A 23,939-nucleotide genomic window follows, 5' to 3' on the forward strand; every position below is an offset into this window, starting at 1 on the left:
ATCGCACCGGCCGCGTCGACCGTGACGCGGAGGCGGACAGCCCATGCCAGCGAGGCTCTTGCCGCGCTCGACCCCGAACTGGGCGCACCGCCTGCTGTCCGCCCTCGGTTCGCTGCTCGCGGGTGCCGGCACCCTCGCCGGCTTCCTCGCGCAGTTGCCGGACCCCACCCGGTCCCAACTCTGGCTGGCGGGCTTCAGCTCGGTGGTGGCGGCCGTCCTGAGTTTCGTCGCGCTGCGGGAGTCGCTGCGCCACTCCGGGGCCTCCCGGAGCGGGACCGAGCGGGCGGCGGCCGACCGGAGCCTCCTGACGGCGACGAACCTTCCGCCCCGCACGACCAGGTTCGTCGGCAGGGCGGAGATCCTCGAGAGCGTCGACGGTGTCCTGCACGGCCCGGACTCCGCCGGCCGGCCGCGGAGCTGTGTGCTGTGGGGGCTCGGCGGTGTCGGCAAGACCACGACCGCCGTCGAGTACGCGTACCGCTCGGCGGGCCGGTACGCGATCACGTGGCTGGTGCGGGCGGAACGGACCCCGGACCTGACCGAAGACCTCCTGGAACTCGCCCGGGCACTGGGCGTGGACGTCGGTTCGGACGCGAAGGCCGCGATGCTGACCCTGCTGGGTGAACTGCGCGCCCGGGACGACTGGCTGCTGATCGTCGACAACGCCGAGGACAGGGAGGTCCTCGCGAAGTACTGGCCGTCCGGTGCCGCGGGCGACATCCTGATCACCTCGCGCCTGGCCGACTGGCACGAACTGGTGCAGCCGCAGGACGCGATCGAACTGGAGGTCCTCGGCCTGGAGGACGCCGTGGCGCTGCTGACCCAGCGGACGGGCGACGGGGACCGGGCGGCGGCGGTGACGATCGCCCGGCAGCTCGGACGCCTGCCGCTCGCTCTGGACCACGCCGCGTCCTACGTGGCCCAGAGCCGGATCACGCTCGGCCACTACGAGCGGCTTCTCACCAGCTCCCTGGCCCAGGTTCTCTCGCGGTACACGCCGGATCCGCGGACCGGCGCGGTCGCCGGCACGTGGGCGCTGTCCCTGGCGCGGGCCCGCGAGTTGGCTCCGGCCGCCGATGACCTGATGTCGCTCCTGGCGATGGTCGCGCCGGAGGACTTCCCGCGGTCGCTGCTGACCGATCACGGTTCCCGTCTCGGCGGCTCCCTGGGCAGGGCGTTGGCGGAACCGGTGTCTGTCGACCTCGCCGTCGGCGCCCTGGCCGGGTACTCCCTGGTGAAGGCCCAGGTGGACCGCATCGACGTGCACCGGCTCGTGCAGGCGGTCGTGCGACTGCACCTGGGGCGCGGCACAGAGCGCTCCTGGTTGGCGAAGGCGACCGCGTTGCTGTGCCACGCGTTTCCCCGGCAGGTCGCCGACAGCGCGACCTGGCCGCTGTGCGCGAGGCTCGTCGCGCACGTCATCGCGGTGCAGGAGCACTCCGAACGGTTGCGGGACGCCCGGCGCCCGGGTGGAGCGGTCCGGAACCGGATCGACGAGGGGCTCTGCGAGCTGCTCGACAGGGCGGGCGGCTACCTGTTGGAGCGGTCCAGCTACGCCGACGCCGAACCCCTGATCGCCTCCGCCGTCGCGCTCCGTGCCCGGTTCCACGGGGAGGAGAGCCGCGAGCACGCCCAGTCCCTGGCGCACCAGGCGCGCCTGTTCTACCGCCTCGCGACGTTGGAGCCGGCCCGCCGGTCCGCCGCCACGGCGCTCGTGATCCAGGAGCGGGTGCTCGGCCCGCGGCACGAGGACCTGATCGACACCCTGCTCTGGCTGGGCAAGATCCTGATCGAGTTCTCCGAGCTGGACGAGGCCCAGCGCGCGTTGGAGCGCGCGCGGGCCATCGCGCGGGTGGTCTGGGACGCCAACGACCAGCGCGTGGTGGCGGTGGACGAGGCGTTGGGCGCCACGCTGATGCGGAAGGGCCGGCCGATCGAGGCATTGGCCGTCATGGGGCAGGCTCGGGCAATCCTGGTCCACCACGGCGGGCCCGCCCACCTCCTGGCCACCCTCGACGGTGCGATGGGCCTCGTGGAGATCGACATCGGGTTCCTGCGGCGGGACCCGTCACTCGTCCGTAGGGCCAGGGACCGTCTGGTCCGCGGTGTCGAGGTGATGGCCGCGCTGTACGGAGACGACCACTTCGTGGTCACGAACCTGCGGGACATGCTGTCACTGGCGCACCTGCGGCTCGGGGACCACGAGGCTGCGCACGAGGTTCTGGTCGACGTGGTGGCGGGCTACGCGAAGTCGGTCGGCGACCGGCACCCGTCCACGGCGCTCGGCAGGAAGCGGCTCGGCGCCGCGCTGCGCGGCATGGGCGACCACGCGGCCGCCGGACCCCTGATCACTGACGCGCTCGAGGTCTACGAGCAGGTGTACGGCCCCGGCCACCCCTACGTGGCCGAGGCGCTGATCGAGCTCGGGCTGCTCCACCGGGACATGGGCGACGGGTCGACGGCGGAGTCCACGCTCGACCGGGCCCTGCGGATCATGGAGCGCAACTACGGCCCTGCGCACCCGGTGGTGGTGTCGCTGCTGGAGGACCTGGCGGACCTGGCGGGTGACCGTGACGACGAGGACGCGGCCGCCGAGTTGCGCCGGCGGGCCGACCGGGCGCGGGCCGCCGTTCTGGCGGGCGACGGTCAGTCGGAGCCGTCGGACCGGTAGTGGCTGAGGTCCGGAAGGTGCCGGCTGTCCAGCGGACCCTCCAACGAGACGATCATGAGGCGGACGTCCACGTTGGCGGCATAGGCGGCGCAGCTCCGGTGGGTGGAGTCGAGCAGTAGGGGCCCGACCCGTGGCACGGTGATCGCGGGAAGCAGGAGGAGCGCCGGTTCGGTGCCGCGTGCGTAGCCGCGCATGAAGTGGCTGACCCCCAGGGTGCGGGACTCCGGCCAGCCGGCGCGGTGCCGAACGGCGTCCCGGACGAGCAGCGGCCGCGCCGACGGTGTGTTCCAGTCCGCGTGACGGCCCTTGTCGTCGACGTACCAGACGGTCGCCAGGCCGCCCAGGTCGTCGCGGGAGGCGGACACGGTCGAGACGACGCGGGGGCCCGCGCGGAGCACGGCGGGCCAGTCGACCTGGGTGCGGATCCCGGCCGAGAACAGGGTGACGAACTCCTCGACCTTGACGGTGTTCTCCCGGACTCGAAGGGGCTCGGCCCTGACGATAGCCCATGCGGACCCGGCGGAGAGATCGGTGACCCGGGCGAGTTCGACGGCCCGGGAATCCCGTACGGCCGCGCCCTGATCCCCTCAGACAGGAACACGGCCGCACGGTTTCGGACCCGCCGGCCACACAGTCCATCATGGACGGTTGTCCCCGGACTGGCGCTGTCCGATGTCCGGCTGGGATTCGGGCGAACTCAGAACACTTTTCCGAACCCGCCCTATCCATCGGAGTTCGTGGTCCCGCCGGGTCTTGTCCGCGTGCCGGCCGGGTGGCATGGTTAGCACTCTCGACCTGAGAGTGCTAACGACGGGGGAGTCGTGCCATGTGGGAGGCGTTGCGGTACCGGGATTTCCGGCTCTCGCTCGGCGGGCTGGTGCTGTCGAGTCTCGGCGACTGGCTGCTGGTGATGGCCGCGCCGTACTTCGTCTGGCACCTCACCGGTTCCGCCCTGGCCACGGGCCTGACCGTCGTCGCCGAGACCCTGCCGGCCCTGTTCGTCGGGCCGGTGGCCGGGGTGTTCGTGGACCGGTGGAGCCCCCGGTCGGTGATGATCGGCGCGGACGTGCTCCGGGCGGGCGCGATGGCCCTGCTCCTGACGGTCCGCAGCGCCGACCTGGTCTGGCTGATCTATCTGGTACTGGCCCTGGAGTGCGCCGTCGGCCAGTTCTTCGTCCCGGCCCGGCAGAAGCTCGTCCCCGCCCTGGTGGGCCGCGACTCGGCCCTGGTCTCGGCGAACTCGCTCGGCGCGCTGGCCCGGGGCGTCGTCCGGCTCGTCGGTGCCCCGCTGGGCGGCGCGCTCTACGTCCTGGTCGGCTTCGGATGGATGGTCGCGATCGACGTCGCCACGTACCTGGTGTCGGCGGTGCTGATCGCGGGGATCCGGACGCCGGATCCGGTGCGGCCGCCGCGCGCCGAGGGGGACGTTCCCGGGCGGTTCCGCGCCGAGCTGGCGGCGGGCTGGCGGCACGTCCGGCGCACGGCGGGGCTGCCGGCGGTGTTCGGGGCGGCGGGGGCCTTCTTCCTCGGCAACGCGGTGCTGACCGCGCTGCTGGTGCCGTACACGAGCGGGGTGCTGGGCGCGGACTCCCGTACCCTCGGACTGCTGCTCGGGGCTCTGGGGTTGGGTTTCGTGGTGGGCGCGCCGCTGAGCCGGCGGATCGTGGGCCGGTTTCCGCTCCGCTGGTCGCTGGCGGTCTCGTTCGGCACCCTGGGCGTGGTGTTCCTCGCGGCCTTCAACGCGCCGGGGGTGGTCGCGGCCGGCGTGCTGTTCGCGCTGTTCGGGCCGCCGGCGGTCTGCGCCTTCGTGGAGATCGACACCCACCTCCAGCGGTGTACGTCCGACGAGGTCCTCGGCCGGGTCTCGGCCCTGTACCTCACGCTCCAGTCGGGTGCGGGGCTGATCGGCGCGCTCGGCGGGGCGACGCTCGGCGAGGCGCTGGGCGTCCAGGCCACCGTGGATCTCGGCGCGGGGATCGTGTTCGCGGGGGCGGCACTGGCCCTGCTGGTCCCCGGCGCGGCTCCGACACCGCGCTGAACTCATCGCATACAGTACATTTTGTGAATTATCGCGACTGGCTCGCGCCCCGCGCGCTCACCGCCGCCACCCTGGCGCTCGCCGCCCTGATGGCCCCCTGCCCGGCCACCGCCGACGAGGCACAGTCCTCGGTGGTGTCCGAGCGGCCGATGCAGTGGACCCCGCACGTCCTGGACGGCACGGTGTTCGCCATCGCGGTCGTCGGCGACATCGCCGTCGTGGGCGGGGACTTCACCCGGGTCCGGACGGCGTTCTCCCAGGTGGCGCTCGACCGCCGGCACGTGTTCGCGTTCCGGCTCGGCACCGGGGAGATCCTGCCCGACTTCGCCCCCGACCTCGACGGCACGGTGTACGCGCTGGCGGCCGGCGCGGACGGCACCGTGTACGTCGGCGGCGGCTTCACCACCGTCAACGGGGGCGAACGCCGCGGCCTGGCCCGGCTGGACGTCCGGACCGGCGCGGTGCGCACCGACTTCGCGGGGACGATCGCCGACGGCGAGGTGCACAACCTCGTGTCCCGGGGCGACCGGCTGTACGTCTCCGGCTGGTTCAGCAAGATCTCCGGGGTGTGGCGCGCGGCGCTGGCCCGGCTCGACGCCACCACCGGCGCGCCGGACCGCGGCTTCGAGCTGGGGCTGGAGCGGCCGGCCGGCGGGCTGGTCCGGGTCGAGCACATGGCCGTCTCCGAGGACGACACCCAGCTGCTGATCGACGGGTCGTTCACCCGGGTCGAGGGCGTGGACCGGTACAACCTGGCGCTCGTGGACGTGTCCGGGGACCTGCCGGTGCTGCGCGACTGGAACACCCACGCGTACCAGAACTCGGCGTGCATCTGGTCGCCGAGCACGTACCTGCGCGGGCTCGACTTCGCCCCCGACGGCTCCTACTTCGTGGTCGTCACCAGCGGGCACCTCAACGAGCCCCACAAGTTGTGCGACACGGCCGCCCGGTTCGAGACCGGGGGCGACGGCCTGCACGCCCCGACCTGGGTCAACCACACGGGCGGCAACACGCTGCTGTCGGTGGCGGTGACCGGCACGGCCGTGTACGTCGGCGGCCACCAGCAGTGGCTCGACAACACCTACGGCCGCAACAAGAGCCGGGGTCCCGGCGCGGTGCCCCGGATCGGGATCGGCGCGATCGACCCCGAGACGGGCAAGGCGCTGCCGTGGAACCCGACCAAGGACCGGGGGGTCGGGGTGGAGGCCCTGGTCGCGTACCCCGGAGGGCTGCTGGTCGGCAGCGACTCGGAGTACATGGGGCACGAGTACCACGCGCGGCTGGGCGGTTTCGAACTGCCGTGACCGGCGGCCCCGCCGCGAGGGACCGACCGCCGCACCCGGGCCGGTGCGGCGGTCCACGGTGTCCGGGACGCAACCGACGACCGGCTCCCCGGGCCCACGTCGACGGACCCCTGTAGCCTGTTGGCCAAGATCAACGGACGGGGACCGGACGATGTCGTACCTGCGGGACAGCGCGATGACCGCGGCGGTGCTGGGCTTCTTCGCCTCCAGCTGGTTCGGCTGGGCGCAGGAACGGCCGCCGACGGGCTGGAAGGCCCCGCTGACCGCCGGCTCGGTGGTCAGCCTGCTCGTCGCCGCCGTCGGCGGGGTCGTCGCGTGGCGGAACTGGTCGACGGGCTCCGCGCTCGGCGAGCCGGGGGCCATGCGGCAGTACGGGATCATCGTCGGCATCGAGTTCGGGATCGCCGCCCTGGGTGCCGTCGGGATCGCGCTGTCGGGGCGGCAGCAGTACCTCGCGCCGTGGATCTGCCTGGTGGTCGGCGTGCACTTCTGGCCGATGGCCCCGGTGCTGAAGAGCCCGTCCCTCTCCGCGCTCGGCGCGCTGCTGACCGCGGTGGCGCTCGCCTCCGTACCCGTCGCCAGGGTCTCGGGGTTGACCCAGAGCGCCGTGACGGGCGCGGCGGCCGGCACGGTCCTGTTCGGATTCGCGACCTGGGGTGCCGTCGCGGCCCTGGTGTAGGGGCCAGCGGAGAGCCCGGGGGCCCCATGCGCGCAGCGGGCCACGCTCCGGGGTGACCCACCTGGACGGACGTCCCACGATCCACGCGGTGCCGAAGGTGGTTGGTGGTGTCGGGTTTGTGACCGTGACGGGTCGGGCGGGGTTGGTCAGGATGTGTGGTGGAGGTGGTTGTGTGTCGGTGGTGGAACTGGTGACCGCGGCGTTGGCGGCCGGGGCCAGCGCGGGTGCGGGTGAGGTCGTCAAGGGCGAGATCGCCGAGGCGTGGAAGGGCCTGCGGGCCGGGGTGGCCTCCTGGCTGGGGCGGGGCCGGGGCCAGCGGGTGCTGGAGGCGTTCGAGGCCCAGCCGGATCGCAACCGGGCCGAGCTCGAAGAGCTGCTGACCGGTGCGGAGTTCGACGACGCGGAGCTGGTGGCCGTCGCACGCCGGATCCTCGCGGTGACCGATCCGGAAGGCACCCGGGCCGGCCGGTACCAGTTCGTCGACGCGCGTGGCGCGGGTCATGTCACGGTCGGCGACACGAACGTGGACGTCGCCGGTGACGTCGGTGCGGCCGGCACGTTCCACGAGCGGGTCAACGTCACGATGAAGGCGGTGGGGCTCCCCCCGACCCGGCCGGCAGCGGGCTGACCCCGACCGCTTCCGGTGCGCCCGTTCCGGCGTCCGTCGCCGCCGCCGTGGGGACGTTCCACGCTCCGGTGACCGTCCACGTCGACAACCGGACAGGAGACGCGAGGACGGCGCCGGCGGCGGTGGTCGTGCCGGTGGTGGCCGTGCGGGAGGCGGTCGCGGAGGTGTTCGTCGGCCGTGACGTCGTGCTGCGGGAACTGCTGGCCCGCCTGGATCCGGCGGGTGGGGGGCCCGGGGTGGCGGTGCGGTCGGCGGTGGCCGGCCTCGGTGGGGTCGGCAAGACCACGCTGGCCCGGCACGCCGCCCGCCAGGCGGTGCAGCGCGGCTGGTGTGCCGGTGGGGCGTTCCTGGTGGACCTGCACGGTTACGACTCCGCCCGACGGGTCGAGGCGGCCGGGGTGTTCGATCCGGCGCTGCGTGCCCTGGGCGTGTCCGACGCCGACATCCCGACGGACCCGGGCGGGCTGGCCGCGGCCTACCACCGGCACCTGACCGCGCTCGGCCGGTCGGGTGCGCCGGTCCTGCTGGTGCTCGACAACGTCTCCACCGCGAGCCAGGTCGAAGACCTCCTACCCGAACACGCCGCCCACCGGGTACTGATCACCTCCCGGCACACCCTGGGCATGCTGGCGGGCGTGACCACCCTGGACCTGGACGTCCTCGACGTGGACGCCGCGGTCAGGCTCCTCGACCAGGCTCTGCGGGCCCGCGCAGCGACCGACGAGCGCGTGCGGGCCGATCCGGCGGGCGCGGCCCGGCTGGCGGGGTTGTGCGACCGGCTGCCCCTCGCGCTGCGGATCGCCGCCGCGCTCCTGGCCGACGACCCCGACCGCACCGTCGCCGACCTCGCCGACGACCTGGCCGACCCGGACAACCGGGTGTCGGGCCTGACCTATGACGAGCGGACGAGCCTGACGGCGGTGTTCGACCTGTCCCTGCGTCATCTCGACGACCGGGACCCGCGGGCGCTGCGGTTGCTGCGGCTGCTGACCGTCAACCCCGGCCCCGACCTGGGTCCCGAGACCGTCACCGCACTCGCCGGGCAACCCGGAGCCGTCGTCCGCCGGCTCCTGCGGACCCTGCGCCAGGCCCATCTCATCGAACCGTCGGCCACCGGGGCCGGCCGCTGGCGCATCCACGACCTGCTCGGCCTGCACATCGCCACCACGGCCGGGCCGAACGCCGACGCCGAGGAGCGGGTCGCGGCCTGGCGGCGGTTGACCGACCACTACCAGAGCACCCTCGACGCGGCCGACGATCATCTGCGAGCGCTGCCAGGCGATACGGTCTCCGCCCGCTTCACAGGCCGGGCCGACGCCCTGACCTGGCTGGACGCCGAGTACCCCAACCTGCTGGCCCTCACCAGCCACGCCGCCACCATCGGCGACCACCGCACCACCGCCCGCCTGCCCCTCCTCCTCGCCGAGTACCTGTCCTGGCGACGCCACCACACCGACTGGATCACCCTCACCGAACACGCCCTGACCGCCCTCCGCGAGCTGGGCGACCGGCACAGCGAAAGTGCGGCCCTGGCCAACCTCGGGCTCGCGCTGCAGGAGGTGCGTCGTTTTGAGGAGGCGATCGATGCCCACCAAAGGGCCGCCGAGATCGCGCGCGAGCTGGGCGACCGGCACGGCGAAGGCGCGGCCCTGAACAACCTCGGCAGCGTGCTGCAGGATGTGCGTCGTTTCGAGGAGGCGATCGGCGCCCACCAACAGGCTGCTGACATCGCCCGCGAGCTGGGCGAACGGCACGGCGAAGGCCAGGCCCTGAGCAACCTCGGCAACGCGGTGCGGCAGGTGCGCTGGTTCGATGACGCGATCGGTATCCACCAGCAGGCCGCCGAGATCGCCCGCGGGCTGGGCGATCAGCACGGCGAAGGCAGGGCGTTGAACAATCTCGGGAACGCGCTGCAGGATGTGCGTCGGTTCGGGGAGGCGATCGGCGCCCACCAACGGGCCGTCGAGATCGCCCGTGAGCTGGGCGACCGGCACAGCGAAGGCATGGCCCTGGGCAACCTCGGGAACTCGCTGCAAGAGGTGCGCCGGTTCGAGGAGGCGATCGACGCCCACCAACAGGCCGCCGAGGTGGTCGGTGAACTCGGCGACAGGCGCCGCGAGGGCCAGGCCCTGAGCAACCTCGGTCTCGCGCTGCTGGAGGTGCGTCGGTTCGAGGAGGCGATCGATGCCCACCAACAGGCCGCCGGCATCGCGCGGGAGCTGGGCGACCGGCACAGCGAAGGCACGGCGTTGAACAACCTCGGTCTCGCGCTGCTGGAGGTGCGCCGGTTCGAGGAGGCGATCGATGCCCACCAACAGGCCGCCGGCATCGCCCGTGAGCTGGGCGACCGGCACGGCGAAGGCGCGGCCCTGAACAACCTCGGGAACGGGCTGCTAGCGGTGCGTCGGTTCGAGGAGGCGATCGGCGCCCACCAACGGGCCGCCGGCATCGCCCGTGAGCTGGGCGACCGGCACAGCGAAAGCCTGGCCCTGAGCAACCTCGGGAACGCGCTGCAGGATGTGCGTCGGTTCGAGGAGGCGATCGGCGCCCACCAACAGGCTGCCGGCATCGCCCGCGAGCTGGGCGACCGGCACAGCGAAGGCAGTGCGTTGAACAACCTCGGGAACGGGCTGCTAGCGGTGCGTCGGTTCGAGGAGGCGATCGGCGCCCACCAACAGGCCACCGACATCGCCCGCGAACTGGGCGACCGGCACGGCGAAGGCCTGGCGTTGAACAACCTCGGGCTCGCGCTGCTGGAGGTGCGCCGGTTCGACGAGGCGATCGGCTGCTGGAGGGAGGCGCTACGGGCGTTCGCCGAGACCGGGGACGAGCACAACGCCGGAGCCCTGCGCGACTGGCTCGGCGATCAGCAGGACGATCCTCCGGCACGGTGAGTGTGGCGACGCCGGGTGACCAGGTCGCGGACCGGTGCAAGCCGTCAGAGCCGCTGCGGGGACGACCATCGCTCCGCGTCGGAGACGCCTGTGGCACACCATCGCACTCCGGAACCCGCCATCGGAGCATGTCGCCCACCGTGCGGCGCGCACGACGGGCGACGTTCCGCAGAGGCGTCGCCGGACCCGTGCGGCAGGTGGTGATCCGGGCGGAGATCGTGTCCGCCGGGCGGACGGAAGAGGCCGAGGGCGTCAGCGCGACAGGAACGCGTGGACGAGGTCGGCGAACTCGTCAGGTCCGATGACGGTGACGCCGAGGGTCTCGGCCTTGGCCAGCTTGGATCCGGCCTTGTCCCCGGCGACGAGCAGGGCGGTGTTCTTCGACACCGAACCGGACGCCTTGCCGCCGGCGCGCTCGATGAGTTCGTTCATCTCGTTGCGTGACAGGTCGGCCAGTGGGCCGCTCATCGACCCGGTCACGACCACGGACCGCCCCGCGAGCGGCAGGTCCGCGACTTCGCCCGCGGGCGCCTGGCCGGGTGGGGTGGCGCCGGGCTCGGTCATGTTCACCCCGGCGGAGACGAGCTTGTCGATCAACCGTGCGAGGTCCCGGAGCTCCTCGACGATGACCGGCGTCTTCTCCGGGCCCAGGCCGTCGACAGCCTGGAGCGCGGCGGCGTCGGCGGCGCGGATGTGGTCCATGGTCGCGAAGTGCCGGGCGATCCGCCGGGACATCGAACGGCCCGTGCCGCGCACCCCGAGGGCGGTCAGGACCCGGGCGAGGGGCTGCCGCCTGGCGGCTTCCAGCGCGCCGAGGAGGTTGTCGGTGGAGGTGTCGCCCATCCGGTCCAGTCCGAGGATCTGCTCGCGGGTCAGGAAGAACAGGTCAGCGAAGTCTCCGATGAGACCGGCGTCGACGAGTTGGACGATGCGGGTGCGGCCGAGGCCCTCGATGTCCAGGGCGTTGCGGGAGACCGCGTACTCGATGGACGCGATCGCGTTGCAGGACCGCCCCAGGGGGCACCGCCACCGCTCCTGCGAGCGGTCGATGTCGCTGCCGCACCGTGGGCACACCTCGGGGATCGCGATCGGTGTCTCCGTGCCGGTGCGCACGGCCACGAGGGGTGCTTCGATCGCCGGGATGACGTCCCCTGCCCGGTACACCGTCACCTGGTCGCCGACGAGCAGCCCCTTGCGGCCGATGTCTGCCGCGTTGTGCAGGGTCGCGTACGTGACGATCACCCCGCCGATCTCCACCGGTTCGAGGACCGCGCGGGGGGCGATGATGCCGGTCCGGCCGACCTCCCACTCCACGCCGACCAGCTTCGTGATCCTCGTGTCGGCGGGCAGCTTGTACGCGATCGCCCACCTGGGGGCGCGGGAGGAGAAACCGGCCTGCTCCTGGTCGGGAGCGGGGTCGGTCTTGATGACGATCCCGTCGATGCCGAACCCCAGGCCGGCCCGGGCCTCGCCGATCTCCCGGATCCGGGCGAGGACCCCGTCGAGGGTCTCGTGGCGGACGGTGCCGGGCAGCGCCGCCGCGCTGGTCTGGACGCCGAGGCCGGTCAGGAGGTCCAGGACGCCGGAGTGCGGCAAGGTCGCCAGGTCGGTGGCGACGGTGTCGCCGGTCGCGTCGAGGGCGAGGGCGCTGTAGCCGAAGAACGTCCACTCGACCTCGTACGGCCTGTTCTTCGTCCGCATGCTCCCGGCGGCCGCGGAGCGCGGGTTGCTGAACGGGTCGCCGCCGGCGGCGACGCGGGCGGAGGTCGCCGCCTCGTACTGCTCGCGGGTCAGCAGCACCTCGCCCCGGACCTCCAGGGTCTCCGGCCGGGCGAGTCGCCGGGGGAGGCCGACGATGTGGCCGAGGCCCTGGGCGGTGACGTCCTCGCCCTCGGTGCCGTTCCCCCGGGTGACGAGCTGGACGAGGCGTCCGTCGCGGTACCGGGCGGCGATGGCCAGGCCGTCGAGCTTCGTCTCCACCGCCCATGCCTCGACCGGACGTCCGAGGCGCCGCTCCAGGCCGGCGGCCCACGCGGTCAACTGCTCGGCGTTGAAGACGTTGTCGAGGGACAGCATGGGACGGGTGTGCGGGACGTCGCCGGCCGCCGTTCCGCCAGCCACCTTCCCGGTGGGGGAGTCGGGCAGCACGGCGTCGGGGTGCGCCTCCTCCCACGCGGTGATCGCCCGCACGAGCGCGTCGTAGACGTCGTCGTCCATCGTCTGGGTGCCGTCGGCGTAGTACGCCGCGGCGGCGGTCGTCGCGGCTTCCACGGCGGCGGCGTAGTCGTCGGGGGAGACGATGGTCGAGGGGGTGGATGCGCTGCTCATGGGGCATATTCTGCCCTGGGGGTACGACAGTTCCGCCCGCTTGCGGGGACAGCCCGTACCTTGTCCGACCATACCGATATTGCGCCGCGTGGGCTCGTCGTGTGCCCGGCCGCCCCACCGGACCCCTTCCAATAAGAGCTGGTTAAGGCGTGTTTCGCCATCCGGGACCGGCTGGACAGCACAACGGTCGGCGCTGATATTGGGGATTCGCGCGACCGCCCGCCCCGGCCGGGCCGCGACCGATGACGACGAGGGGGACACGATGTCACCGAATCCGAGATCCGGCCGTGACGGCAGGCACCTGGCGCGGGTGCTGCGCACGGGCACGTTCGCCGAGGCGCTGGACGCGGCGATCACGGCGCGCGGCCTGACGCTGGACCAGCTGCGGTTCCGTCTGGCCGAGCGGGGGGTCACGATCAGTCGGACGACGTTGAGCTACTGGCGGCGCAACCGCTCACGTCCGGAGCGCGGGGCGTCGCTGCGGGCGCTCGGGGAACTGGAGGCACTCCTGGGGCTGCCGGCGTCGTCGCTGTTGGTCCTGCTGGGGCCGCCCCGCCCACGGGGGCGGTGGTTGACCGGCTGCGACCGTGACTACCTGTGGCCCAGCGAGGCACCGGTCATGACCCAGTTGGGTGCCGAACCGCAGGGCCGGTTCGAGATCCTGTCCACCCACGACGTGGTGACCGTGGCGGCCGACCGGTCGGAGCTCAGCGTGCGGTGCCGGCCGGTGATGCGCGCGCTGCGGCATCTGATCGACCGGTGTGTGATCTTCTACCAGGCCGAGGACACCGACCCCGACCAGGAGCCGCCGGAGGTGGTGGCCACCGGGTTCTGCTCCGTCGACCGCGTCCGGTACGACCCGGGCGGCCGGCTGCTGGTCGCGGAGCTGGTGCTGGACCGGACTCTGCGGGCCGGTGAGGACACGGTCATCGAGTACGAGTTCCGGTTCGCGCCGGGCAGGCGCAGGGACTACTTCCACACCCGGTTCCACTACGGTTCGCGGGAGTACGTGTTGCAGACGGAGTTCCTGGGCGACGCGCCCACCCGCTGTGCCAGTTACCGCAGGCTCACGTGTGACGGGCCCGATCTGGAGTCCCGTCCGCTGCCGATCGGCTCGTCGAACACGGCCCTGCTGGTCGAGCGGGACGTGCCGCCGGGGGTGTGCGGGATGCGGTGGGAGTGGTGACGCCGTTCGGGGGCCGATCAATCTTTCCATCTGAACCCCGTACCTGTCCGCGTCGCCCTCCTGAAGCCTCCTGACCAGCGGAAACGCGGTGACGTGCGAGGCCCGGCCGGGTGGGTGCTTCACACATTTGCCGGCGGCACAACTGACGAGCGCTGCGATCTTGAACTTGTCCGGGTGAGGTGGTCATCATGGGTCGTCAATCCCCTCACCCCGGCGGTGGCCCGACGGCCACCGTCAGAACAGGCATCCCCTCATGTCTTCCACACACCTCCGGCGGGTCGTCGCCGCGGCGGTCACGGCGGCGTTCTGCGCCGTGCTCGCGCCGCTGGCCACGGCCTCCGCCCACAGTCCCCAGTCGTGTACGCCACCGGCCGGCACCCACGGGCACTCCGAGGCCGAGCCCAGCTGCGTGACCGCCGACGTCACGCTCGACAGGCTGCCCGCGGTCGGCGAGACCACGACCGTACGGGTGAAGTTGCGTTCGCAGGTCGCGATCTCCCGGGCCCGGCTGTCCGTCCAGCTGCCCACCACCCTGCGGCTGAGCAACGGCGGGTCCGGCCTGTCCGCGCCCCGCACCGTCGGCCTGAACCAGGTGGCCGAACGGACGTTCGCCCTCGGCGGGTCCGAGCGGACCGTCACGTTCGCGGTGACCGCGCTGGCCGCCGGTCCGGCGCAGATCGAGGCGGCCGTCGTCGACGCCGACGCCGTCACGCCCGGCCGGTCCGGCAGAGGCTCGGCACTGCTGACCGTCGGTGACCGCCCCGGCACGTCCAGGGCCGGCATCGTCGGGCAGGACTCCCGGGCGGTCACGCTCGCCCCCGGCGCGGGCGCGGTCGTGAGGATCGCGCCGTCGGCCGTCCCCGGGCAGATCTGCGCGAAGGGCGCGTTCGAGATCACCGACAAGGCCGGCACGCGGCTCGCCGGGCGCAACGTCCCGCTGACCGTGTTCGGCAAGGCCACCTCCTCGTCGGCCGCCGTCGCCTACGGCACCGGCTACACGTCGGCCACCGACGGCACGTACTCCGTGTGCTTCAACTCCTCGGCCACCGTGAACCAGCTGTGGGTGCAGTTCAGCACGAACTCCAGCCTGTGGGGGGTCACCAACAACGCCGGCACCGGCTTCTACACCGTCACCACGGCGGTGGCGTCCAACGCGGCCCCCGGGACCGACCAGTCCTTCGGGGCCAGCGCGCCGGCCTCGGCCTACATGCGCGGCTGGCACGCGTTCGACACCCTGAACCTGCTGTGGTTCGCCCGGGGGGCGGGCACCACCTGCTGGACGGCCCGGGAGTCCGGCAACTGCACGAAGATCACCCTGCACTGGCAGCCGGGCAGCACCACCGGCGCGTCCTTCAACAACTCCGTGCCGTTCGGGCAGCGCTACGTCAACCTCTCCGACGCCGATCCCGACTCCGAGCACCTGGTGCTGCACGAGGCCGGGCACGCGTTCATGGACCTGCTCTACGCCGGATCGTGGCCGCCGAGCGACTGCCCGAGCGAGCACTTCATCCACCTGCGCACCGGCGCGATGTGCGCGTGGACCGAGGGCTTCGCCAACGCCATCGCCGGCTACCTCAAGGGCGACGGCCGGTTCTACTGGGCCAACGGCGCGTACGCCGACCTGATGCAGACGAACTGGAACAAGCCCAACGAGGAGGCCAGCCGCACCAACCCCGAGGATGGCGACTGGGTCGAACTCCGCGTCGCCGGGGCACTGATCGACCTGTGGCGCAACGTCGACGGCGGTCCGGCGGCCACGTTCGACAACATGCGCCAGTACCCGTCGGGTTCCTTCCAGGAATGGTTCACCGTCGACCGGCCCGAGTCGAAACTCGACATGACCGCGGCCACCCGTGACCGGGTCCACGCCCACACCATCGACTACCGCACCACCACGCCCCCCACCACGGGCCTGGCCAACGGCGGCTTCGAGAGCGGCACCACCGGCTGGACCATCACCGGCAACGTCGTCGGGAACTGGACCGGCAACCCCGCGCAGGCCGGCTCGTGGTTCGCGTGGCTGGGCAGTCGCGGCGGCGGCACCACCGACGCGGTGAGCCAGACGTTCACGGTCCCCAGCACCGGCGGCACGGCCACCCTGAACTACTACCTCCGGGTCAAGACCGCCGAGACCGGCACCACCGCCTACGACACGTTCAAGGTCCAGGTCACCGACGGCGGCACCACCACCACGCTGGCGACGTTCTCCAACACCAACGCCAGCAACGGGTACGTGGCCCGCACGCTGAACCTCAGCGGCTACCGGGGCAGGTCGATCACCCTGCGGTTCGTCAGCCTGGAGGACGCCACCCTCCAGACGGACTTCCTGCTCGACAGCCTGTCGGTCACCACCTCCTGACCGGCACAGACGGCCCCGCCGGCCCGAACCTTCCCCTGGTTCGGGTCGGCGGGGCCGCCGTGGTCGCACGGCTCATCGGCCATCCGCGAATCGCTCACCGCCTTCCGGAAACGCACGCGGGTACCCGTCGTCAAAACTGTTGGGCGCCGCTTCCGCCGCCGAGCCGTTGTCCGGCCTTCTGAGCCGCACGGATGGCCCACGGTCGGGCCCGGTCCGTCTCGGTGCGGCAGGCCGCCGGCCGGTTGCGTGCCCGTTGATCCGGCGAACCGCCCAATCCGGTCACGGGAACGTCCGTGTTCCAGTCACAGTTTTGAATGGCCAAAAGGTGTTCGCCTGTTGGGTGCTCTCGCCCTGTGGCGCCCCGGATTCCTAGTGTCCTGTCGAACGTTCCCCCTCAAAGGAGTTCGACATGCGAACAACGGTAGTGCGTGGGTTGGTGACCGCGGCGGCTGTCGCGGCGGTGGTGGCGGGAGCCGGTGGCGTCTCGCAGGCCTCCGTGCCGCGGGAGGGTGTCATCCACGGCAGTGACTCCGCGGCGGCGGTGCCGGGCCGCTACATCGTCGCGTTGAAGGACGCACAGGCCGGAGTCTCGGCCGACGTGGTGCACAGCCGGGCCCGCGGGCTCACCGGACGGTTCGGCGGCAGCGTGAACCATGTCTACGACCAGGTCCTGAAGGGCTTCTCCGTCTCGATGTCCGCGGCGCAGGCACGCCGGTTGGCCGCCGACCCGGCGGTGGACTACGTCGAGCAGGTGCAGACCAGAAGGGCCTCCGACACCCAGAACAACCCGCCGAGCTGGGGGATCGACCGCGTCGACCAGCAGGACCTTCCGTTGAGCGCCTCGTACACCTATCCGGCCAACGCCGGGCAGGGCGTCACGGTGTACGTCATCGACACCGGCATCAACGCCAACCACCAGAACTTCACGGGGCGGGTCAAGCCCGGCAAGGACTTCGTCGACAACGACGACAACCCGTCCGACTGCGCCGGCCACGGCACCCATGTGGCCGGCACCGCGGCGGGCACCACGTTCGGGGTCGCCAAGAAGGCCAACATCGTGGCCGTCCGGGTGCTCGACTGCCAGGGCGACGGCCAGGACGACGACATCCTCGCGGGGCTGAACTGGGTGAAGGCCAACGCGGTCAAGCCGGCCGTCGCCAACTACAGCATCGGCTGCGGCGGGCGGTGCAGCAGCCCCACCTTCGACAACGCGGTCAAGGCCATCATCGCCTCCGGGGTGCAGTTCGTGATGTCCGGCGGCAACAACAACGACGACTCCTGCTACTACAGCCCGCAGAAGGTCACCGAGGCCATCACCGTCGGCAACAGCACCAAGACGGACTCGCGGTACACCACGGACTCCAACTACGGCTCCTGTCTGGACCTGTGGGCGCCCGGTACGAACATCGTCTCGGCGTCGCACAGCAGCAACACGGGCTCGACGACCATGACCGGCACGTCGATGGCCTCGCCGCACGTCGCCGGAGCGGCGGCCCTCTACCTGGGCGCCAACCCGTCCGCCACCCCGCAGCAGGTCCGCGACGCGCTCGTGGACAACGGCGCCAAGGGCAAGCTGAGCAACATCAACGCGGGATCGCCGAACGTGCTGCTCAACGTCAGTTTCATCGGCGGCACCCCGAGCGGCCCGTCGGTCACCAGCCCGGGTAACCAGTCCACGAAGGTGGGCACCGCGGTCGACCTCCAGCTCCAGGCGTCCGGCGGCTCGACCCCGTACTCCTGGAGCGCCTCCGGCCTGCCCGCCGGGCTGTCCATCGCCTCCGGCACCGGGAGGATCACCGGCACGCCCACCACGCAGGGCTCCTCGAACGTGACCGTGACGGTCACCGACGCGGCGAGCAGGACCGGCAGTGCCCCGTTCACCTGGACCGTCGGCACCACCGGCGGCTGCACGCCGACCCAGGCGGTGGCCAACCCCGGCTTCGAGAGCGGCTCCACCCCCTGGTCCGCCTCCTCCGCCGTGATCGGCACCTGGTCGCAGCAGCCCGCACACGGCGGCAGCCGGTACGCGTGGCTGAACGGCAAGGGTTCGCCCCACACCGACCACGTCTCACAGTCGGTGGCGATCCCGGCGGGCTGCACCGCGGTGACGCTGCGGTTCTGGCTGCACATCGACACCGCCGAAACGGAGAACGTGGCCTACGACAAACTCACCGTGACGATGGGTACGACGACGCTGGCCACCTACTCCAACCTCCACCGCGCCAGCGGGTACGCGGAGAAGACCTTCGATGTCAAGCAGTTCGCGGGGCAGACGGTGACCCTGAAGTTCACCGGGGTCGAGGACGCGAACCTCCAGACGAGTTTCGTGGTCGACGACGTGACGATCTCGGCTTCCTGAGCAGTCGGCCGGCGCACGAGTTCCGTGCGCCGGCCAACCTCATGCCCGCCTTATCTGCGCCTTAAGCTGGGCTTTCACCTATTAACAACCACGGCTCAGAGGTGGATACTCCACCATATGCGGGAGCAGATCATCGATCGGGAACTGGCTCACGTGCTGCGGACCGGCCCGTTCTCGGCCGCGTTGCACCTGGCCATCGAGGCCAGCGGAATGCGGATCGAGGAGATCCAGAACCGTCTGGCCGAACACAACATCATGGTCAGCCAGACCGCGTTGACCTACTGGCGGCGGGGGCGCAGTCGACCGGAACGCCCCGACTCACTGCGCGCGGTGCACGCCCTGGAAGGCATCCTCGGGCTGCCGGCCGACGCGCTCACCGCCCAACTCGGTCCCCGCCGCCCCCGCGGCCGGTGGCTGGACCACGCGGCCGGGACCATGGAGCTGGGGGACGGCTGGACCGACAGCGAAACCCTTCCGCCGCTCCTCGACGCGCTGGTAACCCCGAAACACAAGGCTCTGTCCTGTTCCAGCCACGACCTGTACCGGCTCGGGCCCGACCGTGCCGCGATCTCCCTCACCACCCGCCACGTCCTTCGGGCCGCCACGGACAACGTCTCGCGGCACGTGATCGCCTTCAAGCACGACGAGGGGGACCACACCAACATCCCCACCGTGCACGCGCTGCGCAACTGCCGCACCGGCCGGGCCCGCACCGACCCGGAGGGCCTGTACCTCGCCACCGAACTCATCTTCGACCGGGTGCTCAACACCGGCGACACCGCCGTCATCGCCTACGAACTGCGGTTCGGCCCCGGCGTGCTCACCGACCACTACACCCGCGTGATCCCCGGCCCGCTGCGCGAGTACATCCTCGAGGTCCAGTTCGACCCGGCTGCCATCCCGGCGCGCTGCCTCACCTTTTCCCGGCGCAAGGAACCGGCCCCGGACCAGGGCATCCGTGAGGTCTGGGTCGGCAACACCCACGCGGCCCACCTCGTGGACACCGACGTCAACCCGGGCATGATCGGCATGCGCTGGGAATGGACCTGAACGACTGACAGAGCCGCGACCATCGCGAGGCCTCGCAGCACAATGAGTTGCCGGGGCGCACCCTCCACGTGCCTGAGCGGCCGGTCTCCCGCCCATCCGAGGTGCCCGACCTCGAAGATCAAACTTTCGCGGCTATTAGGAACCAAGCATTCCTGATTACCGCCTACCGTGGAGGCCGGATCGACGTTCCCCCGCTCGAAAGGACTTCTTCATGTACCTCGTCATCGGTGCCACGGCCCACTTCGGACGCCAGGCCGTCGAGGAGCTGGCCGCCGCGGGCGTACCCGTCCGGGCGCTCACCCGTACCCCGGCTAAGGCCGCGCTCCCGCTGGGCGTCGACGTCGTCCGGGGCGATCTGACCAGGCCCGAGACGTTGCCGGCGGTGATGGAGGGCGTCGAGGCGGCGTTCCTGGTCCTGCAGTACGGCATGGACGTCGCCCCGCTCCTGTCGGCCGCCCGCGCGGCGGGGGTACGGCGGCTGGTGTTCCTGTCCTCGGGGGCCGTGGTCCCCGGCGCGGACCGGCAGCCCGACGTGATCGCCCGGTACCACCGCGACGTCGAGCGGGCCATCGAGGCGTCCGGCATCGGGTGGACGTTCCTGCGGCTGCTGTTCCCGGCCGTCAACTCGTTGACGTTCGCGATGCAGCTCGGCGGCGGCGACGTGATCCGCGCGCCGTACACCGACGCGGCCTTCAGCGCCGTGCACGAGCGCGACGTCGCCGAGGTGGCCGCGCGGATCCTGACCGGCGGCGGGCACTCGGGGCACGCCTACGACCTGACCGGCCCCGCGTCGCTGACCCAGGCGGAGCAGGTCCGCGTGCTCGGTGGGACGCTGGGGCGACCGCTCACCGTGGAGGACCTCGATCCGGAGCCGGTGCGCGAGCAGTTGGGTCAGTTCATGGACCCGGAGTTCGTGGCCGCGCTGTTCGCGCTCATGGCGCGGTCGGTCGGGGGGTCCGCCCCGGTCAACGACGTCGTCGAGCGGATCACCGGGCACCCCGCGCGAACGTACGCGCAGTGGACCGAGGACCACCGGGCCGATTTCGGCGGCTGAACGACGGGACGGGGAGGGAGAACGCGATGACGGCACCGATCCTGCGGCGGCGCGAGCTGGGCCGCGCCCTGTTGGCCCGCCAACTGCTGCTGGAGCGCGCCGACACGACCGTCGTGGACGCGGTCTCCCGGCTCGTCGGCCTCCAGGCGCAGGCGCCGTACGCGCCGTACTTCGGGCTGTGGAGCCGGATCCGGGCGTTCGGTACCGCCGATCTGGCCGGCGCGTTGACCGGGCGGCACCTCGTGCGGATCGCGTTGATGCGCAGCACGGTGCACCTGGTCACCCCGGCCGACATCGGCGCGCTGCGGCCGTGGGCGCAGCCGGCCCTCGACCGCGAACTGGACACGGCGTTCCGGGCCGGCCTCGAGGGGCTCGACCGCGCTGCCGTCGCGGAGGCTGGCCGCGCGCTGCTCGGCACCGGCCGGCTCACGCCGAAGGAACTCGGCGCTGCCCTGTCCGAGCGGTGGCCCGACCGCGAACCCCGCGCGCTCGCCACCGTGGTGCGCAACCTGGTGCCGCTGGTACAGGTGCCGCCGCGCGCCGTGTGGGGCGTGGGCGGGAGCACGCGGTACGCGACGGCGGCCGACTGGACCGGGGTCGAGGCGGCACCCGAGGCGGACCTCGGTCACGTCGTGCTGCGCTATCTCGCCGCGTTCGGCCCGGCCTCGGTCGCCGACGTGCAGGTCTGGGCCGGCCGTACCCGTCTGCGGCCGGTCCTGGAGGGGCTGCGGGGGAGGTTGGCGGTCTTCCGTGACGAGCGCGGTGTCGAGCTGTTCGATCTACCGGAGGCCCCGCGCCCCGACGCCGGGGTCACCGCGCCGGTGCGGTTCCTGCCCGAGTACGACAACCTGCTCGCCTCACACGCCGACCGTGGCCGGGTGATCACGGACGAGGTCCGCCGGCGCGTGACGACCCGCAACGGGATGCGGGCCACCGTCCTCGTGGACGGGGAGGTGGCCGGCGCCTGGAAGCTCCGGACGGCAACAACGTCGGCGAGTCTGGAGGTCGAGCCGTTCCGGGCGCTGACGGCCGGCGAACGGGCCGAGGTCGAGGCCGAGGGCGCACGGCTGCTGGCGTTCGCCGCGCCGGACGCGCGGCACGATCTGCTCGTCGGGTACCCCGGATAGTCCGTCGCGATCCAGGCCCGACAGCGCGGGGCGCGGGCCCTCGGCGTGGGGCGGAGGAGCGCACTGTACAAACAAAAGATCGACGGATATGGATGTATTGGAGGTTTGTGCGCCATAGTCGGCAGGGGGAACCGGTATGAGAAGAACCGTCGCCGCGACCGGGATCGCCCTGCTCGTCGCGGGACTGACGACCACGGCCGCCACGAGTTCCCCGGCGGCGCCCCCTCCGACCGGGCGGGACCGGGCCGTCGCCGTGACCGGCGCGCTACTGTCCACCCACCGCGCCGAGATCAGCGGCTCCGACGGCGACGCCTACCAGGTGTACGCCACCACCCTCGACCCGGACGGCTCCGTGCACGCGCGCTACACCCGCACCTACCGGGGACTGCGGGTCCTCGGCGGCGACCTCGCCGTGCACGCCGCCCCCGACGGCACCCTGACCAGCGTCGGCAACGCTTTGACCCGGCCACTGGCCCTCGACACCGCCCCGACCGTCGGGAGGGCCTCGGCCGCCGCCGGTGCCCGGGCGCGCTTCGCCGGCACGGTCCGCGCCGTCGGCGTCCCCGAGCTGGTGGTCGACGCCGCCGACGGCACGGGCGTCCTCGCCTGGGACACCCTCGTCGAGGGCAACGGTCCCGACGGGCAGACCCCGAGCAGGCTGCACGTGCTGAGCGCCGCGACTGGCGGCGGCTACCTCCGCGCCTTCGACGAGGTCCACACCGCCGCCGGTACCGGCCGGATCCTGCGCGCCGGCAACGTTCCGCTCGACACCACGGCGTCGGGTGGCGGGTACCGGCTGATCGACCCGGTGCGCGGCGGCAACCTCACCTGCGACGTGGGTCCCGTGCCCACCTGCACCGCGATGGTCGACCCCGACAACACCTGGGGCAACAACAGGCTCTCCGACCCCGCGACCGTCGCCGCCGACGCGCACTACGGCGCGGCCGTGACCTGGGACTACTACAAGACCGTCCACGGCCGACTCGGCATCTTCAACTCCGGCGCCGGTGTCCGGAGCCTCGTGCACTACGGAAAGAAATACGTCAACGCCCTCTGGGACGGCACCCAGGTGCTCTACGGCGACGGCGACGGCAGCACCGGACCGATCATCTCCCTCGACATCGCCGGGCACGAGTTGTCGCACGGCGTCACCGAGTACAGCGTCCCCGGCGGCCTGAACCCCACCGGCGAGTCCGGCGCGCTGGACGAGGCGACGTCGGACATCTTCGGCTCGATGGTGGAGTTCCAGGCGGCGAACGCCACCGATCCGGGCGACTACGTGATCGGGGAGATGCTCGACTTCCACCACAACGGCACCCCGCTGCGGTACATGTACAACCCCCGGCTCGACGGCTCGTCGGACGGCTGCTGGTCCTCGACGACGGCCTCCAGGGATCCGCACTTCTCCTCAGGCGTCGCCAACCACTTCTACTTCGACCTCGCCGAGGGCACCGGGGCCACCCCGTACGGCACCTCCCCGGTCTGCCAACCGGGCACCGTCACCGGCATCGGCCGGACCAGTGCCGCGAGGATCTGGTACCGGGCGCTGACGGTCTACTTCGTCTCCGCCACGAACTACGTCAACACCGCCGCGCCGAACAGCACCGCGCGGGCGTTCACCCTCCGCGCGGCGACCGACCTGTACGGGACCTGCTCCGTGGAGTACCGCACCGTCCAGGCCGCGTGGACATCCGTGAACGTCGCCGGCGCGGACGCGGAGTGCCCGCCCCCGAGCGACTTCTCCCTCGCCGCCGGCTCGCCGACCGGCAGCGTCAACCCTGGTGGAAGCACCACCGTCACACTGACCACCAGCACGACGTCCGGTGCTCCGCAGACCGTGACCCTGTCGGCGGCGGGCCTGCCGTCCGGTCTGCACGCGTCGTTCCAACCGCCGTCCATCCCCTCCGACGGCGCGTCGACCCTGACGCTGGTGGCCACCACCGCGGCCCCGCCGGGCACCTACGCGCTCACGCTCAGCGGGACCGGCACCGCGACGGGAAGGGCGCACAGCGTGCTGTACACCCTGACGGTCCACGGGTCGCCGGGCACCTGCCCGAGCCCGAAGCTCGGCCACCCACGCCTTCGGGGCAGCCCGGAAGCCGTGGACGGCGAGCCCGCGGGTGATCGGCCCCCGCCAGGGCCACGGCCCGCCCACTGGGCGTGCCCGGTGCCTGGCTGAACGGCTGCGGCGCGGGGCACACCGACACCGCGCTGACGATCACCTGACCCGGCACCGGGCCCCGCCACCCCGGACGGCCGGGG

15 protein-coding genes are annotated in these 23,939 nt (G+C 72.2%); 13 read left to right on the forward strand and 2 right to left on the reverse strand.

Annotated features, from left to right (window positions below; translation table 11 throughout):
• Window positions 1–43: 43 nt before the first annotated feature.
• Entirely contained in the window at window positions 44–2,671 is a 2,628-nt protein-coding gene (gene fxsT / locus PT931_RS10380) for an FxSxx-COOH system tetratricopeptide repeat protein (protein ID WP_456245505.1), read from the forward strand.
• On the opposite strand, the gene PT931_RS10385 is transcribed toward fxsT, so the two are convergent.
• Window positions 2,647–3,036: a hypothetical protein gene (locus tag PT931_RS10385; RefSeq protein WP_456245506.1), complete on the reverse strand. Its 390-nt coding sequence runs from the start codon at window positions 3,034–3,036 to the stop codon at window positions 2,647–2,649. The genes fxsT and PT931_RS10385 overlap by 25 nt on opposite strands.
• A gap of 461 nt (window positions 3,037–3,497) precedes the next feature.
• Here PT931_RS10385 and PT931_RS10390 point away from each other — a divergent pair, with 461 nt between their 5' ends.
• The 5 genes from PT931_RS10390 to PT931_RS10410 all read left to right on the forward strand — a co-directional run bounded on the left by PT931_RS10390 (window position 3,498) and on the right by PT931_RS10410 (window position 10,214).
• On the forward strand, window positions 3,498–4,709 hold the full coding sequence (locus PT931_RS10390) for an MFS transporter (protein ID WP_456245507.1): 1,212 nt from the start codon (window positions 3,498–3,500) through the stop codon (window positions 4,707–4,709).
• Between the two features lie 23 nt (window positions 4,710–4,732).
• On the forward strand, window positions 4,733–6,013 hold the full coding sequence (locus PT931_RS10395) for a delta-60 repeat domain-containing protein (RefSeq protein ID WP_456245508.1): 1,281 nt from the start codon (window positions 4,733–4,735) through the stop codon (window positions 6,011–6,013).
• Window positions 6,014–6,164: 151 nt separating this feature from the next.
• Complete coding sequence (locus PT931_RS10400; protein WP_456245509.1) at window positions 6,165–6,692, forward strand: hypothetical protein; 528 nt, start codon at window positions 6,165–6,167, stop codon at window positions 6,690–6,692.
• Between the two features lie 172 nt (window positions 6,693–6,864).
• Window positions 6,865–7,320, forward strand: a complete 456-nt coding sequence (locus PT931_RS10405) for a hypothetical protein (RefSeq protein WP_456245510.1) — start codon at window positions 6,865–6,867, stop codon at window positions 7,318–7,320.
• 68 nt (window positions 7,321–7,388) lie between these two features.
• The gene (locus tag PT931_RS10410) at window positions 7,389–10,214 is read left to right on the forward strand and encodes a tetratricopeptide repeat protein (protein ID WP_456245511.1); all 2,826 of its coding nucleotides are present in this window, start codon (window positions 7,389–7,391) and stop codon (window positions 10,212–10,214) included.
• Window positions 10,215–10,466: 252 nt separating this feature from the next.
• On the opposite strand, the gene ligA is transcribed toward PT931_RS10410, so the two are convergent.
• Window positions 10,467–12,542 (reverse strand): NAD-dependent DNA ligase LigA, encoded by a 2,076-nt coding sequence (gene ligA / locus PT931_RS10415; RefSeq protein ID WP_456245512.1) that lies wholly within the window; start codon window positions 12,540–12,542, stop codon window positions 10,467–10,469.
• 262 nt (window positions 12,543–12,804) lie between these two features.
• Here ligA and PT931_RS10420 point away from each other — a divergent pair, with 262 nt between their 5' ends.
• The 7 genes from PT931_RS10420 (at window position 12,805) to PT931_RS10450 (ending at window position 23,856) form a co-directional block, all read left to right on the forward strand.
• Window positions 12,805–13,728 (forward strand): hypothetical protein, encoded by a 924-nt coding sequence (locus tag PT931_RS10420; protein WP_456245513.1) that lies wholly within the window; start codon window positions 12,805–12,807, stop codon window positions 13,726–13,728.
• Window positions 13,729–13,981: 253 nt separating this feature from the next.
• A complete protein-coding gene (locus tag PT931_RS10425) occupies window positions 13,982–16,087 on the forward strand; it encodes a hypothetical protein (RefSeq protein ID WP_456245514.1) in 2,106 nt (701 codons plus the stop codon).
• A 409-nt stretch (window positions 16,088–16,496) separates the two neighbouring features.
• A complete protein-coding gene (locus PT931_RS10430; protein WP_456245515.1) occupies window positions 16,497–18,446 on the forward strand; it encodes a S8 family serine peptidase in 1,950 nt (649 codons plus the stop codon).
• A gap of 117 nt (window positions 18,447–18,563) precedes the next feature.
• Window positions 18,564–19,496 (forward strand): hypothetical protein, encoded by a 933-nt coding sequence (locus tag PT931_RS10435; protein ID WP_456245516.1) that lies wholly within the window; start codon window positions 18,564–18,566, stop codon window positions 19,494–19,496.
• Window positions 19,497–19,707: 211 nt separating this feature from the next.
• Window positions 19,708–20,550, forward strand: coding sequence for an NAD(P)H-binding protein (locus tag PT931_RS10440; RefSeq protein WP_456245517.1), 843 nt, complete (start codon window positions 19,708–19,710; stop codon window positions 20,548–20,550).
• 26 nt (window positions 20,551–20,576) lie between these two features.
• Window positions 20,577–21,677, forward strand: coding sequence for a winged helix DNA-binding domain-containing protein (locus tag PT931_RS10445; protein WP_456245518.1), 1,101 nt, complete (start codon window positions 20,577–20,579; stop codon window positions 21,675–21,677).
• A gap of 136 nt (window positions 21,678–21,813) precedes the next feature.
• The gene (locus PT931_RS10450) at window positions 21,814–23,856 is read left to right on the forward strand and encodes a M4 family metallopeptidase (RefSeq protein WP_456245519.1); all 2,043 of its coding nucleotides are present in this window, start codon (window positions 21,814–21,816) and stop codon (window positions 23,854–23,856) included.
• Window positions 23,857–23,939 lie beyond the last annotated feature (83 nt).

The organism is Longispora urticae (assembly GCF_053902585.1).